General features: G+C 40.6%; 30 protein-coding genes and 1 tRNA gene. 20 read left to right on the top strand and 11 right to left on the bottom strand.

Going from position 1 to position 26,862, the window contains the following annotated elements; translation table 11 throughout:
- Positions 1-91 precede the first annotated feature (91 nt).
- Positions 92-1,195, top strand: coding sequence for a site-2 protease family protein (locus AWN68_RS05450; protein WP_068412473.1), 1,104 nt, complete (start codon positions 92-94; stop codon positions 1,193-1,195).
- On the opposite strand, the gene AWN68_RS05445 is transcribed toward AWN68_RS05450, so the two are convergent.
- Positions 1,188-2,861 carry a Na/Pi cotransporter family protein gene (locus tag AWN68_RS05445; RefSeq protein ID WP_068412470.1) on the bottom strand — a complete coding sequence of 558 codons (1,674 nt, stop codon included), beginning with the start codon at positions 2,859-2,861 and terminating at the stop codon, positions 1,188-1,190. The two genes, AWN68_RS05450 and AWN68_RS05445, sit on opposite strands and share 8 nt — an antisense overlap.
- 218 nt (positions 2,862-3,079) lie before the next feature.
- Between AWN68_RS05445 and AWN68_RS05440 the strand changes: the two genes are divergently transcribed.
- The 14 genes from AWN68_RS05440 (at position 3,080) to AWN68_RS05375 (ending at position 13,364) form a co-directional block, all read left to right on the top strand.
- Complete coding sequence (locus AWN68_RS05440) at positions 3,080-3,448, top strand: hypothetical protein (RefSeq protein WP_157716097.1); 369 nt, start codon at positions 3,080-3,082, stop codon at positions 3,446-3,448.
- Positions 3,449-3,452: 4 nt separating this feature from the next.
- Entirely contained in the window at positions 3,453-3,872 is a 420-nt protein-coding gene (locus AWN68_RS05435; protein ID WP_068412462.1) for a hypothetical protein, read from the top strand.
- A 55-nt stretch (positions 3,873-3,927) separates the two neighbouring features.
- Positions 3,928-4,464 carry a hypothetical protein gene (locus AWN68_RS05430; protein ID WP_068412459.1) on the top strand — a complete coding sequence of 179 codons (537 nt, stop codon included), beginning with the start codon at positions 3,928-3,930 and terminating at the stop codon, positions 4,462-4,464.
- A gap of 63 nt (positions 4,465-4,527) precedes the next feature.
- On the top strand, positions 4,528-5,484 hold the full coding sequence (locus AWN68_RS05425; protein WP_068412457.1) for an OmpA family protein: 957 nt from the start codon (positions 4,528-4,530) through the stop codon (positions 5,482-5,484).
- Between the two features lie 132 nt (positions 5,485-5,616).
- Positions 5,617-6,075, top strand: a complete 459-nt coding sequence (locus tag AWN68_RS05420) for an Hsp20/alpha crystallin family protein (RefSeq protein ID WP_068412454.1) — start codon at positions 5,617-5,619, stop codon at positions 6,073-6,075.
- Between the two features lie 106 nt (positions 6,076-6,181).
- Complete coding sequence (locus tag AWN68_RS05415; protein ID WP_068412451.1) at positions 6,182-7,018, top strand: universal stress protein; 837 nt, start codon at positions 6,182-6,184, stop codon at positions 7,016-7,018.
- Between the two features lie 4 nt (positions 7,019-7,022).
- Positions 7,023-7,862: a universal stress protein gene (locus AWN68_RS05410; RefSeq protein ID WP_068412448.1), complete on the top strand. Its 840-nt coding sequence runs from the start codon at positions 7,023-7,025 to the stop codon at positions 7,860-7,862.
- Positions 7,859-8,686: a universal stress protein gene (locus tag AWN68_RS05405; protein ID WP_068412445.1), complete on the top strand. Its 828-nt coding sequence runs from the start codon at positions 7,859-7,861 to the stop codon at positions 8,684-8,686. The genes AWN68_RS05410 and AWN68_RS05405 overlap by 4 nt, the downstream gene beginning before the upstream one ends.
- A complete protein-coding gene (locus AWN68_RS05400) occupies positions 8,683-9,072 on the top strand; it encodes a hypothetical protein (RefSeq protein WP_068412442.1) in 390 nt (129 codons plus the stop codon). The genes AWN68_RS05405 and AWN68_RS05400 overlap by 4 nt, the downstream gene beginning before the upstream one ends.
- Positions 9,073-9,108: 36 nt before the next feature.
- Entirely contained in the window at positions 9,109-9,489 is a 381-nt protein-coding gene (locus AWN68_RS05395; protein ID WP_317038917.1) for a DinB family protein, read from the top strand.
- 323 nt (positions 9,490-9,812) lie between these two features.
- Positions 9,813-10,910, top strand: a complete 1,098-nt coding sequence (locus tag AWN68_RS05390; protein WP_245657955.1) for an efflux RND transporter periplasmic adaptor subunit — start codon at positions 9,813-9,815, stop codon at positions 10,908-10,910.
- Positions 10,907-12,166 carry an ABC transporter permease gene (locus AWN68_RS05385; RefSeq protein ID WP_068412439.1) on the top strand — a complete coding sequence of 420 codons (1,260 nt, stop codon included), beginning with the start codon at positions 10,907-10,909 and terminating at the stop codon, positions 12,164-12,166. Before AWN68_RS05390 ends, AWN68_RS05385 begins: the two co-directional genes overlap by 4 nt.
- Complete coding sequence (locus AWN68_RS05380) at positions 12,163-12,858, top strand: ABC transporter ATP-binding protein (RefSeq protein WP_068412436.1); 696 nt, start codon at positions 12,163-12,165, stop codon at positions 12,856-12,858. Before AWN68_RS05385 ends, AWN68_RS05380 begins: the two co-directional genes overlap by 4 nt.
- 86 nt (positions 12,859-12,944) lie before the next feature.
- Positions 12,945-13,364 (top strand): hypothetical protein, encoded by a 420-nt coding sequence (locus AWN68_RS05375; protein ID WP_068412433.1) that lies wholly within the window; start codon positions 12,945-12,947, stop codon positions 13,362-13,364.
- Here AWN68_RS05375 and AWN68_RS05370 read toward each other — a convergent pair.
- The 6 genes from AWN68_RS05370 to AWN68_RS05345 form a co-directional block, all read right to left on the bottom strand.
- Entirely contained in the window at positions 13,351-13,803 is a 453-nt protein-coding gene (locus tag AWN68_RS05370) for an Hsp20/alpha crystallin family protein (RefSeq protein ID WP_068412430.1), read from the bottom strand. The genes AWN68_RS05375 and AWN68_RS05370 overlap by 14 nt on opposite strands.
- Before the next feature lie 11 nt (positions 13,804-13,814).
- Positions 13,815-14,462 (bottom strand): hypothetical protein, encoded by a 648-nt coding sequence (locus AWN68_RS05365; protein WP_068412426.1) that lies wholly within the window; start codon positions 14,460-14,462, stop codon positions 13,815-13,817.
- 114 nt (positions 14,463-14,576) lie between these two features.
- On the bottom strand, positions 14,577-15,650 hold the full coding sequence (locus tag AWN68_RS05360; protein ID WP_084362772.1) for an AI-2E family transporter: 1,074 nt from the start codon (positions 15,648-15,650) through the stop codon (positions 14,577-14,579).
- Positions 15,647-18,061 (bottom strand): phosphoenolpyruvate synthase, encoded by a 2,415-nt coding sequence (gene ppsA, locus AWN68_RS05355; protein ID WP_068412420.1) that lies wholly within the window; start codon positions 18,059-18,061, stop codon positions 15,647-15,649. Before ppsA ends, AWN68_RS05360 begins: the two co-directional genes overlap by 4 nt.
- Positions 18,051-18,401, bottom strand: a complete 351-nt coding sequence (locus AWN68_RS05350) for a DUF7670 domain-containing protein (protein ID WP_068412417.1) — start codon at positions 18,399-18,401, stop codon at positions 18,051-18,053. Before AWN68_RS05350 ends, ppsA begins: the two co-directional genes overlap by 11 nt.
- Positions 18,402-18,470: 69 nt before the next feature.
- Positions 18,471-18,671, bottom strand: coding sequence for a dodecin family protein (locus AWN68_RS05345; RefSeq protein WP_068412837.1), 201 nt, complete (start codon positions 18,669-18,671; stop codon positions 18,471-18,473).
- A 179-nt stretch (positions 18,672-18,850) separates the two neighbouring features.
- Between AWN68_RS05345 and AWN68_RS05340 the strand changes: the two genes are divergently transcribed.
- Both AWN68_RS05340 and AWN68_RS05335 read left to right on the top strand, forming a co-directional pair.
- Positions 18,851-19,369, top strand: a complete 519-nt coding sequence (locus tag AWN68_RS05340; protein ID WP_068412414.1) for a hypothetical protein — start codon at positions 18,851-18,853, stop codon at positions 19,367-19,369.
- 4 nt (positions 19,370-19,373) lie between these two features.
- Positions 19,374-19,736, top strand: a complete 363-nt coding sequence (locus AWN68_RS05335) for a GerW family sporulation protein (protein WP_068412412.1) — start codon at positions 19,374-19,376, stop codon at positions 19,734-19,736.
- A 210-nt stretch (positions 19,737-19,946) separates the two neighbouring features.
- Here AWN68_RS05335 and AWN68_RS05330 read toward each other — a convergent pair whose 3' ends face one another.
- The 3 genes from AWN68_RS05330 to AWN68_RS05320 form a co-directional block, all read right to left on the bottom strand.
- On the bottom strand, positions 19,947-20,348 hold the full coding sequence (locus AWN68_RS05330; RefSeq protein ID WP_068412410.1) for a hypothetical protein: 402 nt from the start codon (positions 20,346-20,348) through the stop codon (positions 19,947-19,949).
- Positions 20,349-20,355: 7 nt separating this feature from the next.
- Positions 20,356-21,126, bottom strand: a complete 771-nt coding sequence (locus tag AWN68_RS05325) for an SDR family NAD(P)-dependent oxidoreductase (protein WP_068412835.1) — start codon at positions 21,124-21,126, stop codon at positions 20,356-20,358.
- A 198-nt stretch (positions 21,127-21,324) separates the two neighbouring features.
- Positions 21,325-21,759, bottom strand: coding sequence for a DUF2267 domain-containing protein (locus AWN68_RS05320; protein WP_068412407.1), 435 nt, complete (start codon positions 21,757-21,759; stop codon positions 21,325-21,327).
- Positions 21,760-21,903: 144 nt separating this feature from the next.
- Here AWN68_RS05320 and AWN68_RS05315 point away from each other — a divergent pair, with 144 nt between their 5' ends.
- The 3 genes from AWN68_RS05315 (at position 21,904) to AWN68_RS05305 (ending at position 26,603) form a co-directional block, all read left to right on the top strand.
- A complete protein-coding gene (locus tag AWN68_RS05315; RefSeq protein WP_068412833.1) occupies positions 21,904-22,947 on the top strand; it encodes a glycoside hydrolase family 130 protein in 1,044 nt (347 codons plus the stop codon).
- 3 nt (positions 22,948-22,950) lie between these two features.
- Positions 22,951-25,245 carry a glycosyltransferase gene (locus tag AWN68_RS05310; RefSeq protein WP_068412405.1) on the top strand — a complete coding sequence of 765 codons (2,295 nt, stop codon included), beginning with the start codon at positions 22,951-22,953 and terminating at the stop codon, positions 25,243-25,245.
- Between the two features lie 86 nt (positions 25,246-25,331).
- Entirely contained in the window at positions 25,332-26,603 is a 1,272-nt protein-coding gene (locus tag AWN68_RS05305; RefSeq protein ID WP_068412403.1) for an acetyl-CoA hydrolase/transferase family protein, read from the top strand.
- A gap of 137 nt (positions 26,604-26,740) precedes the next feature.
- Here the strand turns inward: AWN68_RS05305 and AWN68_RS05300 are convergent.
- Positions 26,741-26,813: transfer RNA gene (locus AWN68_RS05300), tRNA-Met, on the bottom strand.
- Between the last annotated feature and the right edge of the window lie 49 nt (positions 26,814-26,862).

Genomic DNA, 26,862 nt, shown 5'->3' with positions numbered 1-26,862 from the left:
CCGGATTCCTATGTCAAATCATACTAGTGAATGATGTGGATCATTTTAATGATGGACTTTGTGAGCTTTATTGCTAGTGAAATAAATAGCTATGAAAAGATCTTTATACCTTGGTCAGTTCTCCAAAATCAAAGTTTTCGTTCACTGGACTTTCTTAATCCTGATTGCTTATATCGTGTTGGTTGGGCTTTCTTCTGGGCAAAATGCAGCACAGATCGGATGGCATATCCTTTTTATCCTTACTATATTTTTGTGCGTGGTACTTCATGAATTTGGGCATGCTTTGGTGGGGCGGAGATTTGGTTTTAGAACCAAAGATATTGTTCTATTGCCGATTGGTGGTGTGGCTAGATTCGAAAAACTGCCTGAAAACCCAAAACAGGAGTTTTTAGTATCCATTGCGGGTCCAGCAGTCAATTTTGTGATTGCTACCATCATCTACTTTGCAGCGCAACTCAGTATACATTCTGTCTTGAGCTTGGATATGACTTCAGTCAATGCGGCCAATTTTGTCATCTTGCTTTGGGTCGTCAACCTATCCTTGGGATTTTTCAATCTGATTCCTGCATTTCCAATGGATGGGGGTAGAATTTTCAGATCTATTTTGGCCATGTTTCAGCCCAGAGAAAAAGCTACAAAAATAGCAGTGGCAGTGGGGCAGGTATTAGCCGTTGGTTTTATTGTTTGGGGTCTTTATTATAATCCGTTTCTCATTGTTATAGGGGCGTTTATTATACTGGCTGGCTCAGCAGAGTCTTCCATGGTACATTCTCAAATTTGGCTGGAGGGGTATACGGCTAAGGATATAGTAATGCATGATTTTGCCACTATGAGCGGTGATACCACGCTGGGTGATGCCGCTAAAAACATTTTGAATAGTCAATCCACCCATTTTGTGGTTACAGACAGGGGTAGGATTGTGGGAAATATTAACAGAAATCAGATCATAAAAGCAATCACTACGCATGAAGAAGGTACCACCTTATTTGAAATAATGGAGCCTAGTACCGATTCGATTTCATCGGATACAGCTCTGAAGGAACTGCTGCTAAACCCAGTGTTGAAAGGAGGTGCTTTGATACCAGTTATTGAAGATGGTGACATCCTTGGGGTTTTGAATATGGAAAATATTTTGGAATTTGTTGCCATTAGAGAATCCAAATCTAATAAGAGGCTGAGGAAAAGCACTACCTAAAGGCAGGTAGGTTTTCGAATTCACTAGCCTGTTCTGGGCTCAGTAAATAGTCTTTCATGGCCATGATAATGGCCTTATTTGAAGCATAAAGTTCCCTATTCACATTGAGTACAGTGGCAATGTCCACTTCCTCTAAATGCTTGCGGTGCGATCGGTCATACACGGTAGATAAAAGGGCATCATAATCCTTTTGGATGATCAACAGTAGGTTCCCGAGCTCTTCAAAGTAGGTCTGCTCATTTTCAGAATCAAGTAATTCTAAAAACCGCTGAATCATTGATTTGCTAGCCTCAGCATAACCATCATAAAGTCTGTTTATGGCACTTCGACTCGATTTCCTAAAGGTATCTAAGTCGTCTTCTATATCTTTAATTCCTTTAGCCGCATAAAGGCTATTGCCTATGGCCGACATAAGCTGCGCTAGTTTTGCAGATTCTGTTTCCTCGAGTTGTTGTTTTTGCAGGTCGCTGTAAAAATTGATCATTTCGCCTTGTAGCTGTTTTATACTATTGTAGTGATCTTTAAAGGATACTTTTACTTTTCTAATTAATCCATTAACAAATCTTCGGCTTTCTTGGTCTTTTCCAAAAAGGAATGCAGTCCCGTACAGGCCGATGACCAGAGAAAGTAGGTGCTTGGTTTCATTTTTAAGTGACTCTAGGGCGGCTTCTGGCACGTCAACAGTAGATTTATAAATGAATAGACTGACCCTTTGATCATCTTGGCTATACCTCTTTTCAAGAAATCGGGCAAACTGATTAATGAAAGGGATAAATAGGATGATGCCCAATATATTGAAAGTACTATGGAAAATGACTAGCCCAAAAAGTTGATCTGTGACTCCAAATACAACAGTGATGAGTAGTATCAGCCATTTCATAACTAGAAAGGCCATTGTGTCAGTTGCCAAGTTGAAGAAGAAATGTCCTAAGGCCACCCGTTTTTTTGCGGCAGTGCCAGATATGCTACCCAAAAGCACGGTAATGGTAGTGCCTAAATCAGAGCCTATTACCATGGCAGCGGCCGCCTCAAAGCCAATAATGCCAGCGTGTAAAGCACTTAAAGTAATCACCATAGAGGCTGAACTTGATTGAATAATGGCAGTAAAGACGAACCCTACTAGCAAAAACACAATAGGCTTGAAGTTGGCAAATGAGCTGATATCAAAAGTTTCTGCCAGCAGCATTACACTCTCTTTCATAAAGTCGAGTCCTAAAAAGAGAAAGGCCATGCCTAGTACTAGTAAGCCAGAATTAAAGACTGTTTTCTGCTTAGGGAAGAGCACTACCAAAAGAGCCCCAAAGGCAATAAATGGCATCACGAAATTCTGAATATCCATTTTAAACCCCAAAGCAGTTACCAACCAACCTGTAAAAGTAGTGCCAAGGTTAGAGCCTATTATTACCCCCAGAGCACTCTTCATACTAATGACCCCAGCTCCAACAAAAGCTAGCAGCATCAAGGAAACCACTGAACTGCTTTGCAAAACAGCCGTAATCAAGGCGCCTCCAAATATTGCTTTGAATTTGTTTTTGGTATGTTTTTTTATGAATGTTTTAAAACTCCTGCCAGCCAATTCTTTTACACCGTTCTCTAACTGGGTCATGCCAAATAGAAAAAGCCCTAAGCCCGCAGCAAACTTCCAGATGTCGATATTTTCAAGCATTCAATTGATACTTAATGTTCTTAAGGTACCCCCTTTTAATCCAAATGAATTAATTCTGATAAGGGCACCATTTCAATATTCGAATCAACCAATTGAAACTTCCTTTTCAAATGACCAGAATCATTCTGTACTCTGATACAGGTCATGGTTGTAAAGCTTTGGGTAAACTAGCTTTGTGTAACAATTTTCAATGTTTCTCAATGCTTAAAACGGTGGTTATGGAGGCTTCAGTTCTTATTTTCGGTTTTAGTGAGATTTCTGAGCCTTTACAAAGGTTCAGAGATCAAATGCAGGAAGTAGAACTCCGCTATTATGCCTCCGACATACTCGAAAAAAACGGCTACAATAACTTGGGGGAATTTGAAAAAGTATTGGATAGAGTCCAGACAATTCTGATTACCGCTCATGTTGCTATGGAGAATCATATTAGAATCACTTTCAGAGGAGAGTTTAGCCAAATTTATAGAGACTATAAACTCTCGTCACTTGCTTATCATCTGGTGAGAATGAACGGAAGTCCGCAAAACCAGCAAGTGGCTTTATATCAAATAGAAACCTATACAGTTCTTAATCAATCTTTAAACTAAAAAAATGACAAATCTAAAACAATCTTCAGGTAAGTATCTATTGGAACTCGGTTTGGAAGACCTCCATCATGAAAGCAAGAACTGGCTTTCAGAAATCGAGTTATGGCAAGTTGAGTTGAGCTTCTTTCAAAAGCTATTAGGTAATCATGCTAAAGACTTCAAGAGTATTGATGATAAAAAGAAGATCGAACAGTTTCAGAACTTCATACTTTTTTATTCTAAGGAACTCTTACTTGAAGTTAAAAATGAAGTTGAAGGACACGAGAAATCTTTGGCCAGTCAACTGCAATCGAAAACAGGCAGGGTGAATGAAGCAACTTACCGAACAAATCACCACAAAATAGAAGAGAAAATTGGAGGTATTCGTGGGCAAATTCACTTTAAAAAAACCGATTTTTTCAAATTTATTGAACCTGTTATTTAGATAGAAAGCACTGGTGAATAGGTTCTTTAGAAGAAAGATTTAAAGATTATCACAGATGAACAAGTATAGAAAACCTTTTAGAGGACTTATAATATTGCTAGCGGCCTTTTTGATTTTTGCTGTTATATATAGAGTGAAATATTCAATGGAAGAAGCCAGTCCGTTTGAAGTGAATACTCCTGATTTACAAGCCAGGCTTCTTATCGCTACACAAGGAAGCGTCTTTAAAAATAAATTGGTCGGAGGCCTCGTAGACTCTCTTAGAAATGAGTCTGTTTACTTAGAAGTAAGGGACATTTCCGTATTGCCAGAAATAGACATAGAAGATTGGAATGCCATCCTAGTTATCCACACTTGGGAATATTCAAAAGCGCCAAAGGAAATAAACCTCTTTGCCTCTAGGGCTGAAGCTGCTGATCACGTTCTTTTCTTTACTACTTCGGGAAGTGGCAGCTCTACCATAAAAAGAATAGACGCCTTAAGTGGGGCTTCGAATACAGATCAAATACATACTTATCTTGATCAGATTTTAAAAGTGATCAAGCCCTTGCTTGACATCAGTCCCATTGATCAAAGTCATATTAACCAGTGATTTACATTCTTTCTATAGGATGAAGTAGAGGCTAAATTTCCTCATAAGAAAAAAGATAGAGCCATGAAAAAAAATATACCTAAAACAAAAATTGGCATAGCATTCACAGTAGTGTTGACCATGCTATTGAGTAGCTGTGTTAGCAATAAGAAGTATACGGAACTTGAAAGTGCAAGAAACGGCCTAAATGTTCAAGTTACCCAGCACGAACAGAGGTTGGCTGAACAACAACAGCAATATGAACGGTTAGAAAATCTACTTGGTCAGACGGAAAATCAGCTTTCGATCAAAGAAGTAGAATTGATGGGGGCACAGCACCAGGCAAGAACAGCGGAGCAAGAATTGATTTATTTAAAGAATTCAAACACACTCTTGCTGGATCGACTTGCTGACCTCTCCGTGGTGAGTAAAACTGGGGTAGAAAGCATTAAGAAATCGTTGGAAGCCCTACAGGAACGCAACCAATATATTCGTGAGTTGACGGCTTCGGTGCAGCGTAAAGATTCGGTAAATCTAATATTGGTAATGAATCTGAAAAGATCGTTGGACAGGTTTGATGATGAAGATGTGACGATTGAGGTGAAAAAGGGTGTTGTGTATGTTTCCTTATCCGATAAAATGCTGTTTCAATCGGGCAGCTCTGAAATTACCGCAAGGGCGAAGGAGGTATTGGGGAAAATAGCTTCAGTAGTTAATGACCATAAAGATTTAGACCTTCTTATTGAAGGGCATACCGACAATGTAGCCATTGGTAAAAACCTCGTTGGGGTAAAAGACAACTGGGATTTGAGTGCTCAGCGTGCCGTGGCTGTGGTCAGAGTATTGCAGGACAATTATCAAGTAAACCCCGCTAGAATGACAGCAGGAGCCAGATCCAAATACCTTCCGAAAACCTCAAACGAAACTGCTGAGGGAAGGAGCCTTAACCGAAGGACAGAAATCATTATACTTCCCAAATTGGATGAATTTTTCAAACTTTTGGAGCCTCAAATGATGGAAAAAACTGATCAAGGATATTGATGAAGCATGCCTAATGGAATGCACTGATAAAAGTCACCCATAAGCTTGATGTCAGTCATTTTATGAGAGTTTAAACTCCCATAACTTCATGTAAAGTTTAAAAATTATTAATAAAAAAAGGAGGACAAAACAATGACACAGTTAGCTAGAAGATCCCGCTTATTTCCTGAAACACCAACCTTGTTTTCAGGATTATTTGATGATGACAACTTTTTCAATTTTGATCTTACACCGAGAATTGGAAATGGATTATTTGTCGAAGTACCTGCTGCCAATGTAAAAGAAAGTGAAAACGAATTCACCATTGATCTTGCAGTGCCTGGTATGACCAAGGAAGATTTCCATATCAATATTGAGAATGGAACGCTTTGTATAAGTTCTGAAAAAGAGGAAGAATCCGAAGAGAAAAAGGACAACTATACTCGTAAGGAATTTAGTTACAATTCATTTTCCCGCTCTTTTAAATTGCCCACATCAGTTAGTGACGACAAAATCAAGGCAAAATATGAGAATGGAGTTTTGATTGTATCACTTCCGAAAAAAGAGGAAGCAAAGAAAAAAAATAACAAAAAGGAAATTAAAGTGGTGTAATCCCCTATGAAAATAGGTGGAGGCTATGGCCGATCCGCATAGTTAAGCTGATGTAGTTCATATTTCAGCAAGAACAAAAGCGGGTCGGCCATAAAAATTTAAAATCATGAGGTTGAAAACAATTCTTGTACCGATAGACTTTTCAGGGTGCTCAGTGAAAGCACTGAGGTTTGCTATTGGGTTAGCAGAAAAAACAGAGGCTAAGCTCGTTATAATGAACGCTTGTCAAAAACCTGCTGCCTATACGGACGCCAACATTGCTGCCTATTCTAAAAAACTGATCAGAGAGGCCGAATTAAATGCCATTGAGGCCTTTGAAATTATAAAGGCCGCGGTACAAGGTTTGGATGATGTGACTCATGAGTTTCGTGTAAAGCATGCTTTTCCTCAAGATGCAATTATTTCTGCTACCCTTACAGAAAATATAGATCTCATTGTGATGGGAACCATAGGGGCGAGTGGTATTAAGGGTATTCTAATGGGGAGCAATACATATACGGTAATCAAGAACGTAACTTGCCCCGTATTGGCCATCCCCATTGAGGCTTCAGAAAATATAGAATTCAAGAAAATTGTGTTGGCAGGAGATTATCAGCAAACCAACAGTAAGGAAACCTATCAATCATTAGTGCAGATAGCCAAGGTTTTCAAGGCAGAAGTTCACATACTTCATGTGAGTGAATCCACTCTTATCAAAGATAGTGAGGTAGTAGAGGCCGAAAAATTGGATGGATATTTCAAGGGGCTCAAGCATAGTTTCCATTATATAATAGATAAGCATATTGATGCAGGCTTGCAAGAATATATAGGGCAAAACGACATTGATCTTTTGGCTATAGTGGCAAAATCGCACAATCTAATAGAATTGATTTTTAAAGGTAGCGTTACCAAGAAAATGGCCTACCACTCAAAGACCCCTTTGCTCGTACTTCATCAAACTTAAGATTATGAAAATTCAAAATATCCTTGTGCCCATCGATTTTTCAGACTGTTCTAATAATGCCTTGGCCTATTCAATTGGATTGGCTAAAGAGGCCAAGGCTAAACTGAGCCTTTTGCACTGCTACACAGTTCATGTACCAGCAGCTGAAATGACCATGGATTTGCATCCACAGATCTCTTATGAGTTTGAAAAGAATGCGAAAGAGAATTATGAGCGATTAAAAATCAAGTTGCCAGACTTGAATAAAGTGAGCCATCAACTATTGACCAAAATGAACTTTATCACTGATGGTATTTCCAACGTTTCCAGAGAGCTGAAACCAGAACTCATTGTAATGGGGACCAAGGGAGCGGATAATCGTGTTGATGCTTTTTTTGGCAGTAATACCTATAACGCTATAAAAAAATCAAAAATACCAGTACTGGCTGTGCCCGAAGAAGCTCAGTTTCATAAACTGAGAAGCTTACTGTTCGCTGCGGATTTTGAGCATATTGAAGACATTGACGCACTGGGTATTATTAAAGCTTTAGCCAATATGTTTACGGCAGAAATTCAAATTCTCCATATTGGAGAGGGATGGGCAGAACTCAATAGAATGAAAACAAAAGAAGCCGCCAAAGTGGTGGAATATTTTGGGCAAACCGACCACTCCTACTACTTCATCAAAGAGAAACTGGATGTGGAGGATGCTATTGATCAGCATCTCGAACACCACCGCAATGAACTGCTTATTCTTATTGCAAGAAAGCATCATTTTCCTGGTAATCTTTTTAAAAAGAGAGTGACCAAGAAAACGGTTATGCGCACTACTTTACCTCTGTTAACTATACCTGATTCAAGATGACTTTCAATAAAATTTTAGTCCCAACTGATTTTTCTGACTGTGCCAACCATGCCCTTAAAATGGCTATAGAGATAGCAGAGAGAACTAACTCCGAACTTTTGGTCACCCATATCAACCCTATACCCGCGGGGGGTGATGCGCTATTCTTCATTAACAAGGAAACTTTAGACAGTAATGAAGAAGAGGTCCAAACGGATTTTAATAGGTTATTCATTGCCTTTCCTCACTTAAGAAAAATAAACCATCGTTTTATTGTGGAAACAGGAATTTCGATGGACTTAATGCTAGACATTGCTAAAAAGGAAAAAGTAGATTTGATTATAATGGGCACAAAGGGCTGCAGCAATAAGGTTGAAGCCTTTTTTGGTAGCAACACTTATTGGGTGATCAAGAAAACTAAGGTGCCTGTGCTAGCGGTTCCAAAAGATGCACACATCGACTCCATTTCCAAGGTACTGTTGGCAACAGATTTTGAACAAGGCAATCGAACTGGCATACAAGCTTTGGTAAACATGGCTGAGATTTTTGGAGCCGAAATTGATATTGTACATGTAGCAAAGGATAAAGTTCCAGTTGAAGTTTCTATCAATCCTGATTTAGTGATGAATTGGGGGGCACAAATGAAAAACATTGACCACCAATATCATTTTATAGCTCACGATGACTTGGAAGCAGGAATTATGCACTATGCTGTTGAGCATAAAATCCAGTTGCTTGCTATTTTGAGCCGTAAAACCGATTTGATAAACAGGCTGTTTCATAAAAGCCTGTCAAAGAAACTCGTATATCATTCCAAACTTCCTCTTCTGGTAATTCCTGAATGAAAAAGATAGAGCATCATATTGCAGGCTTCTACGAAAGTATTGCTCACCTTTTTTATGGAGTGGCAGTTGTAGATAATCATGTGAGGACAGAAGAAAAAGAAGTTATAAAAGAACTGGTAGATAAGGATTGGACTTTTGCAGCAGATGATTTAGACAGCGCTGAAACTATCTTCGCAATTTTGAAAAAACTTTTTGCAGAGCAATATGATAAGGAAGAGGCTTTCCTCAATTTCAAGAAGTTCTTCACCGAGCATCGTGAATTGTTTACCGAGGAGTTGAAGAAGAAAATCATGCAGGGGGCCAATAAAATAGTAGGTGCTTTTGCAGGTATAAATAAGTCTGAAAGCGTTTTAATTAGTAGGCTGTATTTTTTAATGTGGAAATAGGAAAGGCTTTGAGGGCTTAACGTCAAATTAACAATAATGAAAAGCACAACCCAAATTCTTCTCGAACTCTGGCAAGAAGGTCGCACAAGATTCACCAATCAGCTGCCACTACTGACAGAAGAAGCGCTAAAGAAAAGACTTCTGCCATCTCTTAATAGTGTTGGGTTTTTGATAAGCCATATTGGCGATGTGGAATTGTTGTTTATCCAGAATGTTTTCGGAGTCACTGATGTAAAGGTGATCGCCAAAACGGTAATTGCTCAAAAGGATACCGGTGAATGGACCAACTTACATGAATTGTTGAAATATTTTGACTTTTCTTTTAACAGCCTGAAAGCCATGGTCGAAGAGCAAACCAATGCCGATTGGGAAACCAATCATTGCCACCAAAGAATTTGGTACAAAGACAAAAGCTGAGGCGTTTGGAAGGATTATATCTTATACCACACACCATGCAGGGCAAATGGCCATTGCGAACGAGTATGGAGTAGTTTAGCCAGTTCTTCGAATCGCTAAACTTATTTCCGTTATTCATTTGTCTGACCAAATGATTTTTAGGAGCCATTTGATTTGAAAGAATGGAGGAAGTGGGGAAAAGAATGATAGTAAATACTACATGATCATAATCATATTTTCCAATGACCTGAATTGGCAAAGAATTGAACTTTTTCAGCTTACTTCATACTCAAAAGAAAAGCAATTCCATGACTTTACTACCGTACCTTTCAAAACGAATTTTAGTGAAAAGTAAAATCCTCAGTTGGGGACAGGTGCTTATAGGACTCATTTTAGTTTCATCCTGCTCTTCGAGTGAAAAACCTATTAACCCTACTGTGTCATCATTAACCGAATCAGTTTATGCCTCGGTTACGGTTCAACCAGAAAGGCTTTACAATGTCCATTCGGCAGTTAGTGGTATTGTTGAAAAGATTTTTGTGGAAGAAGGAGATACAGTAAAGGCAGGTAGCCCATTACTTCAAATCACCAATAGCCATCCACAGCTCAACCTTCAAAATGCGAAATTAGTATTGGACTTGGCACAACAAGCCTATGAAGGGCGATCCAATATGCTGAATGAGCTAAAGGATGAAATAGCCATTGCCCGATTAAAGCTGGCTAATGATTCTGTGAATTTTGTGAGGCAAGAAAATTTATGGAAGAAAAATATTGGTACACAAAATGCTTATGAGGCGAAAGAATTGGCCTTCAATACTTCTAAATCTAACCTGGCCTTGTTACTCAATCGTTATCAGAGAACCGAAGAGGATTTGAGTATTCAGCTTGAGCAAGCTCAAAACAATTATAAAAGTGCCCAGAATACCAAAGGTGATTATACCCTTCGAAGTAATATGGATGGGCGCGTATATGCGATGAACAAGGAGCCAGGAGAAAGTGTAAGCCAGCAGGAGCCAGTGGCCATATTAGGTGATGCCACTAGTTTTGTGGTGGAAATGCAGATCGATGAGGTAGATATCGCTAGGATAGATTTGGGTCAAACTGTCATGGTGTCTTTGGATGCTTACCCACAGCAGGCCTTTGAAGCACGTGTGAGCAAAATTTTCCCTCAAAAAAACGAAGCTACTCAAACTTTTACGGTAGAAGCCGTCTTTAAGCTTCCCCCTGAAAAACTCTTCCCTGGCCTTTCTGGGGAGGCGAATATTGTGATCATGGAAAAGGGTAAAGCCTTGGTCATTCCTAGGGCTTACTTGACAGCCGACAATCAAGTAAAAACAGCGGATGGATTAATAACTGTGCGTACAGGTTTAAAAGACATGGACGGGGTAGAAGTCTTGTCAGGCATTGATTCAACAACTCAACTTTACCTTCCAAAACAATGAATTGGAAAGTTATTCTTGGCATTTCAAAAACACATTTGCTCAGCAGGATCAAACAATCATCTGTGGCTGCTTTAGGCGTCACTTTTGGTATTGGTACTTTCATTACGCTAGGCAGCTTTATGACAGGACTGAATGGCCTGCTAGACGGGCTTATTCTTGACAGAACACCTCATATTCATATTTATAATGAAATTGAACCTAGCGAGACACAACCAATAGCGTTGGCAGATCGCTTTGCGAATAGTTTTAACGTGGTAACATCAGTGAAGCCGAAGAAGAGTCAGGTGCGCATTCATAATGCCTTGGCCTTGCTGAACCACTTGCAACAAAAGCGCGAAGTGAGAGGGGCTATTCCACAAGTTCAAGCACAGGTGTTCTTTTTGGCAGGTTCTCTTCAATTGAATGGTATTGCGCATGGCGTTGACGTGATGGAAGAAGTTCGCCTTTTCAATCTGGACGAATACATTGTTGAGGGCAATCCGGAAGATTTGGCAAAGAACGACAATGGCATTATTCTCGGTGCTGGGGTAGCAAAAAAAATGTCTTTAAAAGTTGGAGACAGAGTACAGCTCTCTTCAGTAAAAGGAGGCCTTTTTCCGCTAAAGATTGTTGGCCTTTACCAGAGCGGGTTAGCCGATATCGACAATGTGCAAAGCTACGTTAATCTGACCACAGCCCAGCGTATTCTGGGTGAAGGAAAGAACTTTATTTCCGACATCAATGTCAAGCTTTTCGATATGGAGAAAGCACCCCTGATGGCCACACAAATCGGTAATCAGTTTGACTTGACTGCTGTGGACGTTAAAACTGCGAATGCCCAATTCGAAACAGGTACAGACATTCGCAACCTGATTACTTATGCGGTTTCTGTTACGCTACTCATTGTGGCTGGCTTTGGCATTTATAATATCCTGAACATGATGATTTATGAAAAGATGAATGACATCGCCATTTTGAAGGCAACGGGCTTTTCTGGGAAGGATGTTAAAATGATTTTCATCAGTCAAGCACTGCTAATTGGCTGCATTGGTGGAGCCTTGGGCTTGCTTGTTGGCTATGGACTGTCTACGGCCATTTCATACATTCCTTTTGAAACAGAGGCTCTGCCCACCATAAAGACTTTTCCCGTAAATAATGACCCTTCGTTTTACATCATAGGGATTATATTCGCACTGATTGCCACTTTTTTTGCAGGCTATCTGCCAGCTTCAAAAGCGCAGAGAATTGATCCGGTAGACATAATTAGAGGCCAATGAACAAGAGCGATTCATATGTTTTGGAAGCCCGAAAGATCAATAAATACTTTCGAGAACCCGTCCTGTATCACGTCCTGAAAGATATTAGTTTCGGCATAAAGAAAGGGGAGTTTGTGAGCATCATGGGCAAGTCAGGCTGTGGCAAATCAACCTTACTCTATATTCTTTCCACCATGGATACCGACTATGAGGGAGAATTGATGCTTAATGGGGTGAAAATTTCCGGCAAATCTAACAAGGAACTTTCCGCCATTAGGAACGAGCAAATTGGCTTTGTTTTTCAGTTTCATTATCTGTTGGCCGAATTTACGGTTTTGGAAAATGTAATGCTTCCAGCAAAAAAACTAGGTAGGAAGTCGCTCCATGAAATAAGGGAAGATGCACTGAATAAATTGGAATTGCTAGACATTAAAAATTTAGCCGACAAGCTAGCTTCAAGGATTTCTGGGGGTGAAAAGCAGCGGGTCGCCATTGCCAGGGCTTTGATCAACGAACCTGCCATTATTATGGGTGATGAACCCACAGGGAATTTGGACAGTAAGAATGCCGAAAATGTATTCGATATACTGAAGCAGCTGAGTGTAGATAAAGGCATGTCGTTGCTCATTGTTACGCATGACCTCGATTTTGCTGAAAAAACCGATCGGATTATAGAAATGACGGATGGCCGAATTCATGGTATTTCTGAGTGATGATACTTATCAACTTCTTCCGTGACCTCAATCATTGAATGGTTGGTTATTGAGTGATAACTTGTTTTAATCAAATATATTGAGCCATGGAAAGAGTTACAGGAATATGGGTAGATTTAGACAAGGCTTTTGTCTACCACCTGCAGAAAGGGAAAAATGAATTTACTGTTATTGAATCGGGAATAGAAAATTTTCATTCCGTTGGTGGTCACGGTAATTATACCCCAGCTGGCCCCGCGCAACCCGTTTCAGAGAAAAGATTGTTAACACGAAGAAAGCATCTAACAAAACAGTATTTCGAGCAAATTTCAAAACACTTGGAGAAGAGCCTTGAAGTAGTAGTCATGGGGCCAGCCGAAGTTAAAATTCAGCTAAGCGATTATTTGGCTGCACTTACTACAAAGCCTTACGTTTTACATAGAGCCGTCACCCAAGACAGTATGACTGAAAATCAGGTGAAGGCAACTATTCGGGATTACTACAAAAATAAAATCAAGCAACCTTGATAAGTTTTTTCTTGTGGCTCGCTTTGCCGTTTGGGGGCAATAAAATCCTTAGCAATCCATTTTCATAGGCCGCTTCAATCTTGTCTCGGTCTACATTCTCCTCTAGCTGGAAATTACGTTTCAGAGAATCCAGATGAATTTCTTTTCTTAGGTATTTGTCTTTGTAATCGTCTTCCCGCTCAGCTTTTACACGAAGTAAATCGTCTTCTACATAAATGCTGATCTCCTCTTTTTTAAATCCAGGGAGTGCCATTTCAATGGTGTAAGCCTCTTCTTCTTTCCTTAAGTTTGAAGGGATTTCAGGGGCTAACCATGTCTTATCAAAGGCACTGCGTCCCATAAAATGTTCAGTGTTGAAAAAATGGCTGTAGCTATCTCCAATGCGATGAAAAGGACCTCTTTTGATTCTGTTCCACTTTGGGTCTTTATCTCTGTTCATGACCTTTTATTTTATTTTGACTGATCTTGATGTTCCAATGCGGTAATGCGCTTTTCAAGTAACTGCATCTGTTCACTTTGCGCAATATGTAAGCGGTCAAGCACCTTGTCCATAGCAATTTGCAAACGGGAGTTCATGTCGTTTAAAAGTTCTGTTGATTTCCCTTCAATACCATGTACGAATGATTTTCCTTTCTTTTCTGCCTTACTGATTTTGTTGGAGAGTTTTGTGCCTTGCTTCTTCAACTCCTTTTTTAGTTTGAGCACTTCATCCATAAAATCAAGGAGCATTTTCTTGGCTTGTTCTACCGTCATTGAGGTTTTTTTGGATATCTTCTCAGCAAGTTCTTCTACTTTGTCTACCAACTGATCTTTGGCTTTTTTGGGCTTTTCAATTATCGCCTTTAGCAGATGGCTGATCTCTTCTTTCGCCAAGCTGGTCTTTTCAGAAAATTTATCCACAAAAGCGGCTATTTGTTCATCTGTTCCTTCTTTTGCGCGTTTGGCTTTTTCCATTACCTCATGGACTACCTGCTGTCCTTCATCCCTTGTCATTTGATGATCGGCAATCAGGTTTTCAAGCATTTTTTCTGTTTTTCTTTTGGTCATCACCGCAACGCCTAGTCCGAGATATACCATTTCTTTAAATAGATTTTTCATAACAATACCCTCATTTCACTCTTATAAAAATAAGCCTCAAATAAGATGAGGCCTATGACTAGGGTCAATGCATGGTATGATTGAAGTCATCATTGAAATTGAGTTGGATATCTCTCAATCCTCCTCTTCCTCCAAATCCTTGTTCGTACCCAACAGCACGGAAATAGGCTTCATGTCTTCTACCTGATCGGCAATCAGCTTTAGGATGCCAGCAAAGGGCAAAAAGAGGATCATTCCAGAAGCTCCCCAAATAATGCCTCCGCCAATGATGACAATTAAGGTGACAAGGGCATTCATTTTCAACCGGTTGCTCACCGCCAAGGGGAAAATAAGGTTGGCTTCCAGAATTTGTACAAAACTAAATATGGCAATCACCCCCAAAGGGTACAGGAATGAATCAAACTGGAGCCAGGAAACGGCCATAGGCAATAAGGCTCCGATGGTGATGCCCACATAAGGGATAAAGGTTAGTATAGAGGCCACAAAGCCAAAAAATATGGGGTTGGGGATGCCAATGAGCCACAGCCCGAGGCTATTAAGAATGCCTACTACAAGATACACCATGCCCACACCTTTGATGAAATTATAATAGGTGACAATTACATTGGGAAGAATGGTCTCAATATAGTGATGGGCCGATTTAGGAAGCATGTAGTACAGAAAATGTACGAGCACACGCCTGTAAAACAGTATTAAAGCAGCATAAACAGGAATCAAAAAAATGAGCACCAGCGATATTGATGATTGGTAAATGATCTCGGGCAACGCTGGAACCAGATAATTGGAGGCATAGGTCAGAATTGATTTGATCACTCCTTGGTCACCTATCATAAATTGGAAAGAGGAGGCTGCAATATCTTCGTCCAAGGCCTGTACCTCTTGCAATACTTTTTCTTCCAAGAGAGGCCATTTTTCCATAAAAAGGGAAAATTGATGTGACAATAGCCCGAATAAGCTCAGAATAATCAGTGTGAAAAGCGTGAGGCTCATGATTATGGCCATAATGCTTGAGACATTCCTTTTTTTCAGCCACTGGCAAAGAGGGTAGAGAATAAAGCTAACCAATAATCCAAAACTAAGTGGTATGAATAACGATCTGCCTAAGTACATTAAAATGACAGCAAAAAAGGTGATTGGGATTGCCCTCCACGAAAAAGCGATTGTTGGGTTATGGTTGAAAACCTTCATTCTGGGGTTGTTGGCATTTGAACATTCATTTCCGCTTCTCTAATAGCTTCTATGCCTTTTACTGCAGCGTCTGGGTTGAAGGATATGCTAGTGATTCCCTCTTTCACTAAAAACTTCGCAAACTCCGGATGGTCACTTGGGGCTTGACCACAAAGGCCAATAGGTATTTCTGCATTTTTAGCAGCCAGAATAGCCGCTGAAATAGCCCTTTTTACCGCTTTATTGTTAATGTCAAACAGTTCACGCAACATCTCAGAGTCGCGATCTACTCCTAATATCAACTGTGTCAAATCGTTGGAGCCGATGGAGAACCCATCGAAGATCTCGGCAAAAGCATCTGCACAAAAAACATTGCTGGGCACTTCAACCATCACATAAATCTCCAAGCCATTTTCACCTCTTTTTAAACCATTCTGTTCCATAATAGCGAGTACTCGCTTGCCCTCCTCTTCTGTACGGCAAAAGGGAATCATAAGCTTTACATTGGTCAGCCCCATTTTGTCACGTACAATTTTCATAGCTTGGCATTCCAAGTCAAAACCATCCTTATATCCTTTGTTATAATAGCGTGAGGCTCCTCGCCAGCCCAACATGGCATTCGTTTCTTCGGGTTCAAATTGTTTCCCACCAATTAGGTGCGCATATTCGTTGGTTTTGAAATCACTCATTCGCACAATCACTTCCCGAGGGTCGAAAGCGGCAGCGATGGTGGCAATTGACTGAGAAAGCTGGTCAACGAAATATTGCTTTTTGTCTTTATACCCAATGGTCAATTCTTCAATTCTTGCCTTTACTTCTGGGTCATTCACAGCATCGAAATGGGCAAGGGCCATGGGGTGAATCTGAATGGAATTGCTAATGGCGAATTCTATTCGCACCAAACCCACTCCATCAACAGGCAGAAAAGACCATTTAAAGGCCTGCTCAGGATCCGCCAAAATTAGCATAACATCTATTTCGGGCATTTTAAGGTTTGATGTGTCTACATCACGTTCTTCCCATTGAAGAGCACCCGCATAGACAACTCCATTACTACTCCCGTCACAAACCACTGTCACCAGTTGGCCATCTTTAATCACCTCAGTGCCGTTTGTGGTGCCTACAATAGCGGCTGCCCCCGTTTCTCTGGCGATGATTGCTGCATGACTGGTTACCCCACCTCTGTCGGTAATAATAGCCGATACCTTTTTTAGAATGGGATCCCAATCGGGACTTGTAATATGGGTGACCAATATTTCCCCTTCCTGCAATTTGTCAATTTGTTCTGGAGAGTCGAGGAGTCTTGCTTTACCAGAGACAATTTTCGTTCCGACACCAGCCCCTTTCACGAGGATTTCCCCCATACTAAGGAGTTCAAATTCTTTGAGACTGAACCCTCCTGAACGCTGTGAATGAACGGTTTCGGGCCTTGCTTGAACGATGTACAATTGGCCGTCTAAACCATCTTTGGCCCATTCAATGTCCATTGGCCCACCATAATGTTTTTCAATAAGCAGGCACCAATGAGCAAGTTTTTCGATTTCTTCATCTTCAAGTGCAAACATCTGCCTTTTGCTGACAGGTGTATCTTGATTGATTGTTTTAGAAGCTATGCTCCAGTCTGAGTTTTCAGACCCTGTTGCATAGATCATAGTTTTTTCTTTGGAGCCTTTCTTTTTAGAAAGAATCGATTTTTCCCCAGTCAGCAGGCCTTTTTTGTACACACAAAATTCATCGGGAGTTACTTCGCCTTTCACTATATTTTCACCCAATCCCCAGCTTGCACTAATGGCCACCACTTTGTTGAACCCTGTGTTTGGGTCTAGAGTAAAGGCCACTCCTGAGCTGGCTAAGTCAGATCTGATCATTTGTTGTACTCCTATAGAAAGCGCTACCAGCATATGGTCATAACCCTTATCTTCTCTGTATTTTATTGCTCTGGCTGTAAACAATGAGGCATAACAATGTTTGCAAGCCAAAAGCAATTCATCTTCAGTAGAAATATTGAGGTAGGTTTCCTGCATTCCCGCGAAGCTGTCCTCGGGCAAATCTTCTGCTGTGGCACTGCTTCTTACAGCCACCTGTCCATTTTCATGTTGGGTCAGAAAGATCCGGAAGTGATCAATAATTGTAGTAGACAAATCATTTGGGATTTCTGCCTCCAATATGAGTTGTCTCGCCTCTTTACTGCTTTCATGCAGGTTGGTTTCTAGAGCCATACGATTCATCAGTCGAACCAGTTTTTCCCTAATGTCATTCTGATCCAAGAAATGCCAATAGGCCTTTGCTGTTAACACAAAACCGCCAGGCACATTGATGCCCTGTGACGATAGTTTTTGAATCATTTCGCCCAAAGAGGCATTTTTGCCCCCCACAATTCCCACCTGATGAATATCAACTGCTTCCAATGGAAGTATGAATTCATTTTTCATAATAGTATTGGCTGATGTGGAACAAAAGACCCAAAAGAATAAGAGGTGTAGCGACCATGGCCAATGATGAGGCTGAAAGTTCATTGGTTTGGAACACATAGAAAAGTCCAGCGATAATGAACAAGGTGCCTCCAATACGTGCTTTCTTCCAAGAAATACCTGTTACTAGTAAGAGGATGAAAACGGGCAAGAGATAAATAGTGAAAGGAGAACTCTCTTTGATAACAACTTCTGCCTCCTGATATGCCTGAACTGCAAATGAGCCAAGTATCAATATGAGCACTAATGACAAAATGCGTGGTGTATAAAACAGTGCTGGTTTATGTGGTTTTTTTTCCATGACTTTAACTTGGTTTGTTATGAAATGAAAAAGGCCACCTTATATTTAACCGATGGTCTTTATTTATCACTATTCCACACGGAATGTGATTTTTGCATTAATCCTGTATTGAACAATCCGATTGTCTACTACTTTGCCACTCTTGTCCTGAATGTAAATGGATTCAATATTCCTGACATTTTTGGCTACTCCGTTAATCGCTTCTTGAGCCGCATCTTCCCAACTTTCAGTAGAAAATGCCATTACTTCAATTACTTTATGAACTCCCATAGCTTCTTTGTTTTTCAATACAAGTACGACAGGTATAAAGGTTGAAACAATGACGTTAGTTCGTCTAACAGATGATATTTATCACCGAGCCTTACTGGAAAAATACGTTCACGATGATGTGAATCACTGAATGCGATGACATCCCTCATCAGACTTGGAACTGGGCCTGCGTAATTTTAATGGACAAAGGAAATGAAGTGTTTTGGCCAATTATTGCCCTATTTCTAATTATTACCACTGCAATTGCTTGGGTGCTATTCACTCCAGTGATGCTGGTTTGCAATACAACTACTAATACTTATGAGCTTAGCCAGTTGGGTACTTTCTCAGCAAGGGTAATACGTGGGGAGAAAATGGAAGTGGAGTTCAGAATATTTGGAATCAAATTCAAACCAACACAGGATAAAAAAACCAATAAGAAAAGGAAGAAAAAGAAATCATGGGCATCGAGCCACCCGCTAAGATTGGCAAGGGGTTGTATGAAGGGGGTAATCGTGAAGAAATTGACCTTGGACATAGATACTGGTGATGTAATAACGAACGCCAATCTTGTTCCCGTGGCTTTCTTTCTTACTAATACAAGTCAAGACAGGTTCATCCATATCAATTTTGAAGGACGCCTGCTGGCTCATTTAGAAGTTAAAATCAAATTGTACATCATATTGATTGCAATCATAAAAAATAAATTAAAACGATAAAGACATGGAAATGAATTTTGAAACTATGCTTCAACAATTGACTGAGTTCATTCAAAAGGAAGCAAAAACAGAAACAGTTGTCGGGGATGAATTTAAACTCGGAGAATTTGTATGTGTACCTGTAATTCGTTTAGGGGTAGGGTTTGGAAGTGGCGGTGGTATCGGAACTTCTACCAAAACAGGAAAAGGTGAGGGAGGTGGTGCTGGAGCCGGCATGGGTATTGACCCAATCGGATTTTTGGTAACTAAAGGGGATCAAATCTCTTTTGTGAGTACGCACCAAAATAAAGGATTGGCTGCAGTCTTTGAAAAAGTGCCTGAGCTTATAGAGAAAATGATGGCAGGCAAAGCGAAAGATAAGAAGTGATATTCAATAGGAAGGTAGAAATACTGCCACTTCTTTAACAAGGTGTAGTGGCTGAAGATCTATTCTTCAGCTCACTTTCCTGTGATAATGACTTGACCATTGTCGGATGTTATGTGGTATAATGCAGTGGTAATTCCCTAATTGTCTTGGATCACTTACAACCAAGACTGGAGGCTATTCTACTCTTTTGCCCTTCCAACGGACTAGGGTTCACATGGGGCTTTCCATTGCTTTTTTAAAGCCCTTTACAAGCACCATCATTTGATGATGGTATTTTTTCAGTCGCTCGTGAGCGATTTGTTGGCTAAGATGCCTTTTAGACTCTTCTTCGTGATGCTTGGCCAGTTCTGTATCTAACTTACCCCCGGCTTTTATCAAGCCCAAATCCAATTCATGCTTGAGCAATAGCTCTCGATGTTTGAGTAGGGTGGCGGCATGGGCACTAATGCCTTTTTCATGATCTTCAATGGCTGTTTCAATAAATTCGAAGGCATTTTTAAGGGCATCTAGCTCTTTGTTCCACATTCGAGTGTCATGCTGCCACATTTCTATGTCCGAGTTCCAGCTGATGTGATCTTGGTGCATTTCGGTTTGGTTGGGTACTTTCATCATATTCAAGTTATTGTGCCGTATACCCTCCGTCAATCACCAATTCTGCACCGGTAACAAAGGAAGATTCATCACTGGCCAAGAATAGTATCCCATAAGCGATCTCATCTGGTTTGCCTACACGTCCAAGAGGATGGAGTGCGTCAAGATTTTTCCTGCCCACTTCGAGTGTACTCCCAGAATTTTTCAGGTGGTTTTCCACCAAAGGAGTCCAAATAAAGCCTGGATGGACGGAATTTACCCTAATATTGTCTTTGGCATAGAGTAAAGCATCTGTTTTACTCATTGAACGCACTGCTCCTTTAGAAGCATGGTATGGTGGTAAATCAGGTGCACTGATAATTCCATAAATGGATGAGATATTTATTATGCTACCGCCTCCACTCTGTTGCATATGACCTATTGCATATTTAGTACAGAAAAAAACGCCTTTAACATTGATGCCCATTACCTTATCCCATTCTTTTTCAGTCACTTGATCGGTCGGTGAATTTACACCAGCAATGCCCGCATTATTTACCAGAATGTCTAATCGGCCCCACTTATTAAAAACTTCCTCTAATACGTCTTGTACAGCAAATTCACTGGAAACATTCAAGTAAGAAAACATGGCATCTCCTCCGTTGGCTTGTATTTCTTGTACAAGCGCTCTTCCTTCATCTTCCAAAATATCCGTTACTGCTACCTTGGCGCCTTCTTTGGCAAACATAAGTGCTGTAGCCTTGCCTATGCCCAATGCAGCCCCTGTGATTATGGCTACTTTATTTTTTAACCGTTCCATAATTGTTTTTTTATTAAAGATAGAATCCATCCCTTTAGCACTCAATGACGAGCGTCAGCTCAATGGATGACCTATGTTTTTACCATATAATTCCAAAAAGAAGACGGGCTTAAGCCGTCTTCACATTGTTGGCTCTCTGACACCAATTTTCGGACAGAAAGATGGTAACCAATGAGTCAGAAGCATGCCAAACGCAGATTATTTTACATCGCAAAGTGGTTTGAGCTCTGGAGGCAAAACCGATTTGATATCCAGCATTTCTCCTCTGGAAACATGTCGATTCAATACTTTGAAAACCACCTCAATGGTATTTAACCCATTTTTTTTAGCTGCAAAGTCATTATAACCAGCATCACCATCTTCCAAGACCACGGCAGTTACAAAATCACCCATGTGTCTAATCCTTTTGGTTGGCTTATGTGTAGTCCAACCATCCACATACACACTTTTGAGAGCCATAGGCAACTGGGATACGAGTTGAAGGGATTCCTCCACCGAGAGTAAATCCCGGAGCACATGCAAAACGGATCTTACAATTCTACCTGCTCCTTTTGTTGTGTAGTCGCTACCCAGTTCCTTGCTTACTTCTACCAGAAACTCATTTCCTTTTTGAGCATATTTAGAGAAATCCATAACACAATATTTGAGTTGTTTTTTTTAAGCAAAACTACATGTACTCAACTTCAAGGCCAATGACATCAATCATTGTAGCCTTTGACACGCATCATTTGAAACATGGGTGGTTTATTGGTGATTTGTTTTCCTAACAAAACAATCATGCTCAAAGCCAAAAAACATGGGGTCATATTGGACAAAACCAAATTGGGCTTCGAAAATGCTGGAGTTTTCAATCCGGCCGTAATTCAGTCAAACGACAAAACGCATCTTTTCTACAGGGCAGTGCGCACGGGGAACTATTCATCTATTGGCTATGCTGAATTAGATTCTCCCATCAGGGTACGAAATAGAAGCAAAAAGCCTCTTTTGATTCCTGAGCACCCATGGGAATCGCAAGGAATGGAAGACCCAAGAATTGCTAAGATTGGGGATACTTTTTATATGACCTATACAGCCTATAACAAAATAAATGCCTTGGGCGCACTGGCCACTTCAAAAGACCTTAAACACTTTGAGAAACAAGGAACCATTACACCCCAATTCACATATCGGGAATATAACCATTTGGTAGAATGTTGCCCTAAATTGAATGATAAGTACTTTTTCCATTATAAAATTTTCAAGGAACATGGGCTAGGCCCAGAGGTGGCTGAGAAGTTGCTTGTGTGGGATAAGAACTTAATGTTTTTCCCTAAAAAGATCAATGGGAAATTTGCCCTGCTTCATAGGATTCATCCTGGCATTCAAATGGTGTATTTCAACCAGTTAAGTGATTTGAACCTTAAATTTTGGACAGACTATTTTATGAGCCTTGACCAACATATTGTGTTGGATCCAGAATTGGAACATGAATCCAGCCACATAGGCGGAGGGTGCCCACCTATAGAGACTCCAGAGGGTTGGCTGCTTATTTATCATGCCGCTCAGGATACGCCAAAAGGATTTATGTACCACGCTTGCGCAGCTTTATTGGATTTAAATGATCCGAAAATTGAAATAGCCAGATTGCCATATCCACTCATCTCTCCCACTTTTGAATGGGAAAAGGAGGGTTTTGTCAACAATATTATTTTCCCTTCAGGAGCTATTGTAGAAGATGGCCTGGTATACATTTATTATGGGGCTGCAGATGAACGTGTAGCGGTGGCCAGTGTTCCTCTTCAAGATTTAGTGACCGAATTGCTTAACTACAAACAACCATAGCCCATGCGTTTTGAGAATAGACCAAAAATACTTTTTATCTCCACTTTCCCGCCTAGGGAATGTGGCATTGCTACTTTCTGCCAAGATTTACTTAATGGTTTGAACAGTCAGTTCGATCAAGGATTTGACTTTGAAGTATGTGCTCTTCACGAGGGGAAGCATGAGCCGAATATGTATTCCAAGCCCGTAACTCATGTTTTAAATACTGAGGATATCCGATCATATAGCACAATGGCGGATAGGATAAATGGGGATGAAAGCATTGCGGCAGTGTACATACAACATGAGTTTGGTTTGTTCAAAGGGGCTTATGGTCAGGGTTTGCTTACATTTCTCTATTCTATTGAAAAACCTACTTCAGTAATTTTTCATACTGTTTTACCTGAACCCAATCCAGATTTGAAAAGCGTAGTTCAGGCCATTACGGATTTGGTTCTCTCCATCGTTGTAATGACAGAAACTTCCGCGAACACGCTTTTCAATTATTATGGTGTGGCGAGATCAAAAATTAAAGTGATCCCTCACGGAACACATCCTACTTCATGGGGAAATCAACTTGAGCTAAAGCGAAAATATGGACTCGAAGGTAAAACAGTTCTTTCCACATTCGGACTGATAAGTGCCAATAAAAGTATAGAAACAGCCCTTTATGCTTTGCCTAATATTGTAAAGGAATTCCCTGAAGTCGCATACTTGGTTTTGGGCAGGACGCATCCTAAAGTCGTGGAATATGAAGGTGAACAATACCGGGATTCGCTTGAAGCCATTGTGACAAAGTTGAACTTGGCGAAACACGTGATATTCGTTAATGAATATTTAAGCCTACCAGTTCTTTTAGAATACCTAAAACTCTCCGATCTCTATTTGTTTACCTCGAAGGACCCAAACCAAGCGGTCAGCGGCACTTTTGCTTATGCTCTTAGCTGCGGTTGCCCAGTAATTTCTACGCCTATTCCCCACGCAAGGGAAGTGCTCAAAGGTGATATCGGGGCATTATTCAACTTTTTTGATCACGCGGCACTGGCCGATCAGGTTTTAACCTTGCTAAGGGTTCCCAACGAGTTAAAGCATAAATCATTGAACGCTTACCATTGGTCTCAACATACCATTTGGCCTAACGTGGCGATATCATTTGCCAATGAATTCCTTAAAACATCCATGACGATGACTACCATACGATACAAACAACCTGAGGTTAATTTTTCACATTTGAAAAAGTTGACCACTGATATAGGAATCATTCAGTTTTCAAAAATCAACATTCCCGATCTTGACTCAGGATACACCATTGATGATAACGCTAGGGCTCTTGTCGCCACGTTGATGCACTATCAACATACAAGCTCAAAAGCTCTGCTTTTATACATCGATACCTATTTGGATTTCATTATTTATTGTCAGCAATCCGATGGACGGTTTATGAATTATGTGGATAGAAACGGAGGATTTCACAGGCAAAATCATTACGTCAATCTTGAAGATTCCAATGCCCGTGCGGTTTGGGCACTTGGCTATTTAATGGGTAATAGTGATGCTCTGCCAGAAACCATTTTAGATAGAGCAAAGGAAAGCTTTGCTAATGCCTTGCCTTGGTTGGGGTCAATTTCTTCACCTCGCTCCATGGGTTTTGTAATCAAAGGACTCTATTCAGCTTTTCAGTATCGGCCTAATTCAGCCTATAAATCATTGATTATCCAATTGGCCAATAAACTCGTCAAGCTTTATCATAGCTCATCAGAAGGTGGGTGGCATTGGTTTGAAGATTACTTGACTTATGCTAATGGTGTAATGCCGGAAGCTTTGATCCTAGCCTATCACCTGACTAAAGAAGCTAAGTACTTAAATGTAGCTCTCAATAGCCTCAACTTCCTGCTGTCACAAACATTTACAAAAGATCAAATCAAGGTAGTGTCCAATCGGGGCTGGCAACACAAAGGGCAAGAAAAGGCCAATGACTTTGGTGAGCAGCCTATTGACGTTGCCTATACCATTTTAGCTTTGGATAGTTTTCACAAGGTACTAGGTATGGAGAGGTATAAAGACTATCTGGAAGTGGCTTATAGTTGGTTTTTGGGAAATAATCATCTACAACAGATCATGTACAGTCCCCTTAGCGGGGGGGGGTATGATGGCTTGGAGGAAAATAACCCGAATTTGAACCAAGGGGCAGAATCGACAATCTGCTTTCTAATGGCCAGCATGACGTTGAGAAAATACTGTGAAGAAGGAGAAATTGTATTGACAGACAGCTTGCTGCCAGATTTCAAGGAAATGTCCATGGTTACGCTGAAATCATAACGGACATTAAAAGAGCATGTATTCCAATTTAAAGGATGAATACAAAACTATTATTCTGATAACCCATTTATTTAGTCCTTGAAAACATGAAATGTTCATCTGCACATGAAGCTGTATCGGTCATCAAATCAGGTCATAATATTTTTATACATACAGCCGCAGCAGCGCCAATCCCTTTGATTGAAGCATTGACGGCAAGGGCGGATGAGCTATCCAATATTTCGATTTACCATATGCATACAGAAGGGCCTGCCCCATATACTGAAGCGGAATATGTCGGCACCTTTGAAGTCAACTCTCTCTTTATTGGGGCGAATTGCAGGAGTTCAGTAAATGAGGGCCGCACTAGCTTTATCCCCAGCTTTTTGAGCGAAATACCTGTTATGATTAGGCAGGGTGTCATCCCTGTAGATGTGGCACTTATTCAGGTTTCCAGCCCCGACAGGCATGGTTACTGCTCTCTGGGGATATCTGTGGATGCTACAAAGGCGGCCGTGGATGTTGCACAATTTACCATTGCCCAAGTGAATCCACGAATGCCACGCACCCATGGGGATGGACTTATTCATATTAGTAAATTCAGTGTGTTTGTTGAAATAGAAAACGAATTGCCCGAACTCTCCTTGCACAACCCTACACCAGAAGAACAAAAAATAGGTGAGTTCATAAGTACTTTGATTGAGGACGGATCTACCCTTCAAACTGGGATTGGAGCCATACCCAATGCGGTGTTGAGCTGTTTGGGAAACCACAAAGACCTGGGTATTCATACTGAGATGTTCTCAGATGGTGTGCTGCAGTTAGTGGAGAAAGGTGTCGTCAATAACAAATTCAAAACAAAACATAAGGATGTAATCGTTTCCAGTTTTTTGCTGGGTACTAGAAGGCTTTATGATTTTGTGGATGACAACCCAATGGTTCGAATGCTGGATGTAGCCTATGTTAATGATTCAAGAATCATAAGGCAACTGCCCAAAATGATTTCCATCAATAGTGCCATTGAATTGGATCTTACGGGACAGGTTTGTTCTGATTCCATTGGAACGCGTATGTATTCTGGTGTAGGGGGACAAATGGATTTTATCAGAGGAGCTTCTTTATCCAAAGGAGGAAAGCCCATGATTGCTTTGACTTCTATTACTAGGCATGGAGAATCTAAGATTGCTGCCATTTTGAAACCCGGGGCAGGTGTGGTCACTACCAGGGCTCATGTGCAGTATGTGGTCACTGAGTATGGGATTGTAAATCTGTATGGAAAAAACCTTCACCAACGGGCCAAATTACTGATCTCTATCGCTCATCCTAACCACCGAGAAGCCCTGGAAAGGGCTGCGTTTGAGCGGTTCAAAAGGTTGTAATCCTAACTTTTTACAAACTCAGACACACTACTTGGGACGGTATGGCTTCGGGGCGAACCAGTGACCTTATTTATGGAACAAAATAGGGTTTAGGCCAAATAAAAAAGGATGCCAATTGCTTAGTATCCTTTTTCTTGTAGCGGGAACAGGACTCGAACCTGTGACCTTTGGGTTATGAGCCCAACGAGCTACCAACTGCTCCATCCCGCGATATATCCTTCAGCTATTCTGAAGTGGGATACAAAAGTAGGTGATAAAT

This window comes from Roseivirga echinicomitans (assembly GCF_001592935.1).
Taxonomy (GTDB): domain Bacteria; phylum Bacteroidota; class Bacteroidia; order Cytophagales; family Cyclobacteriaceae; genus Roseivirga; species Roseivirga echinicomitans.
Note: the sequence above shows the minus strand (reverse complement) of the source record. Positions and strands in the feature narration are given on the sequence as shown.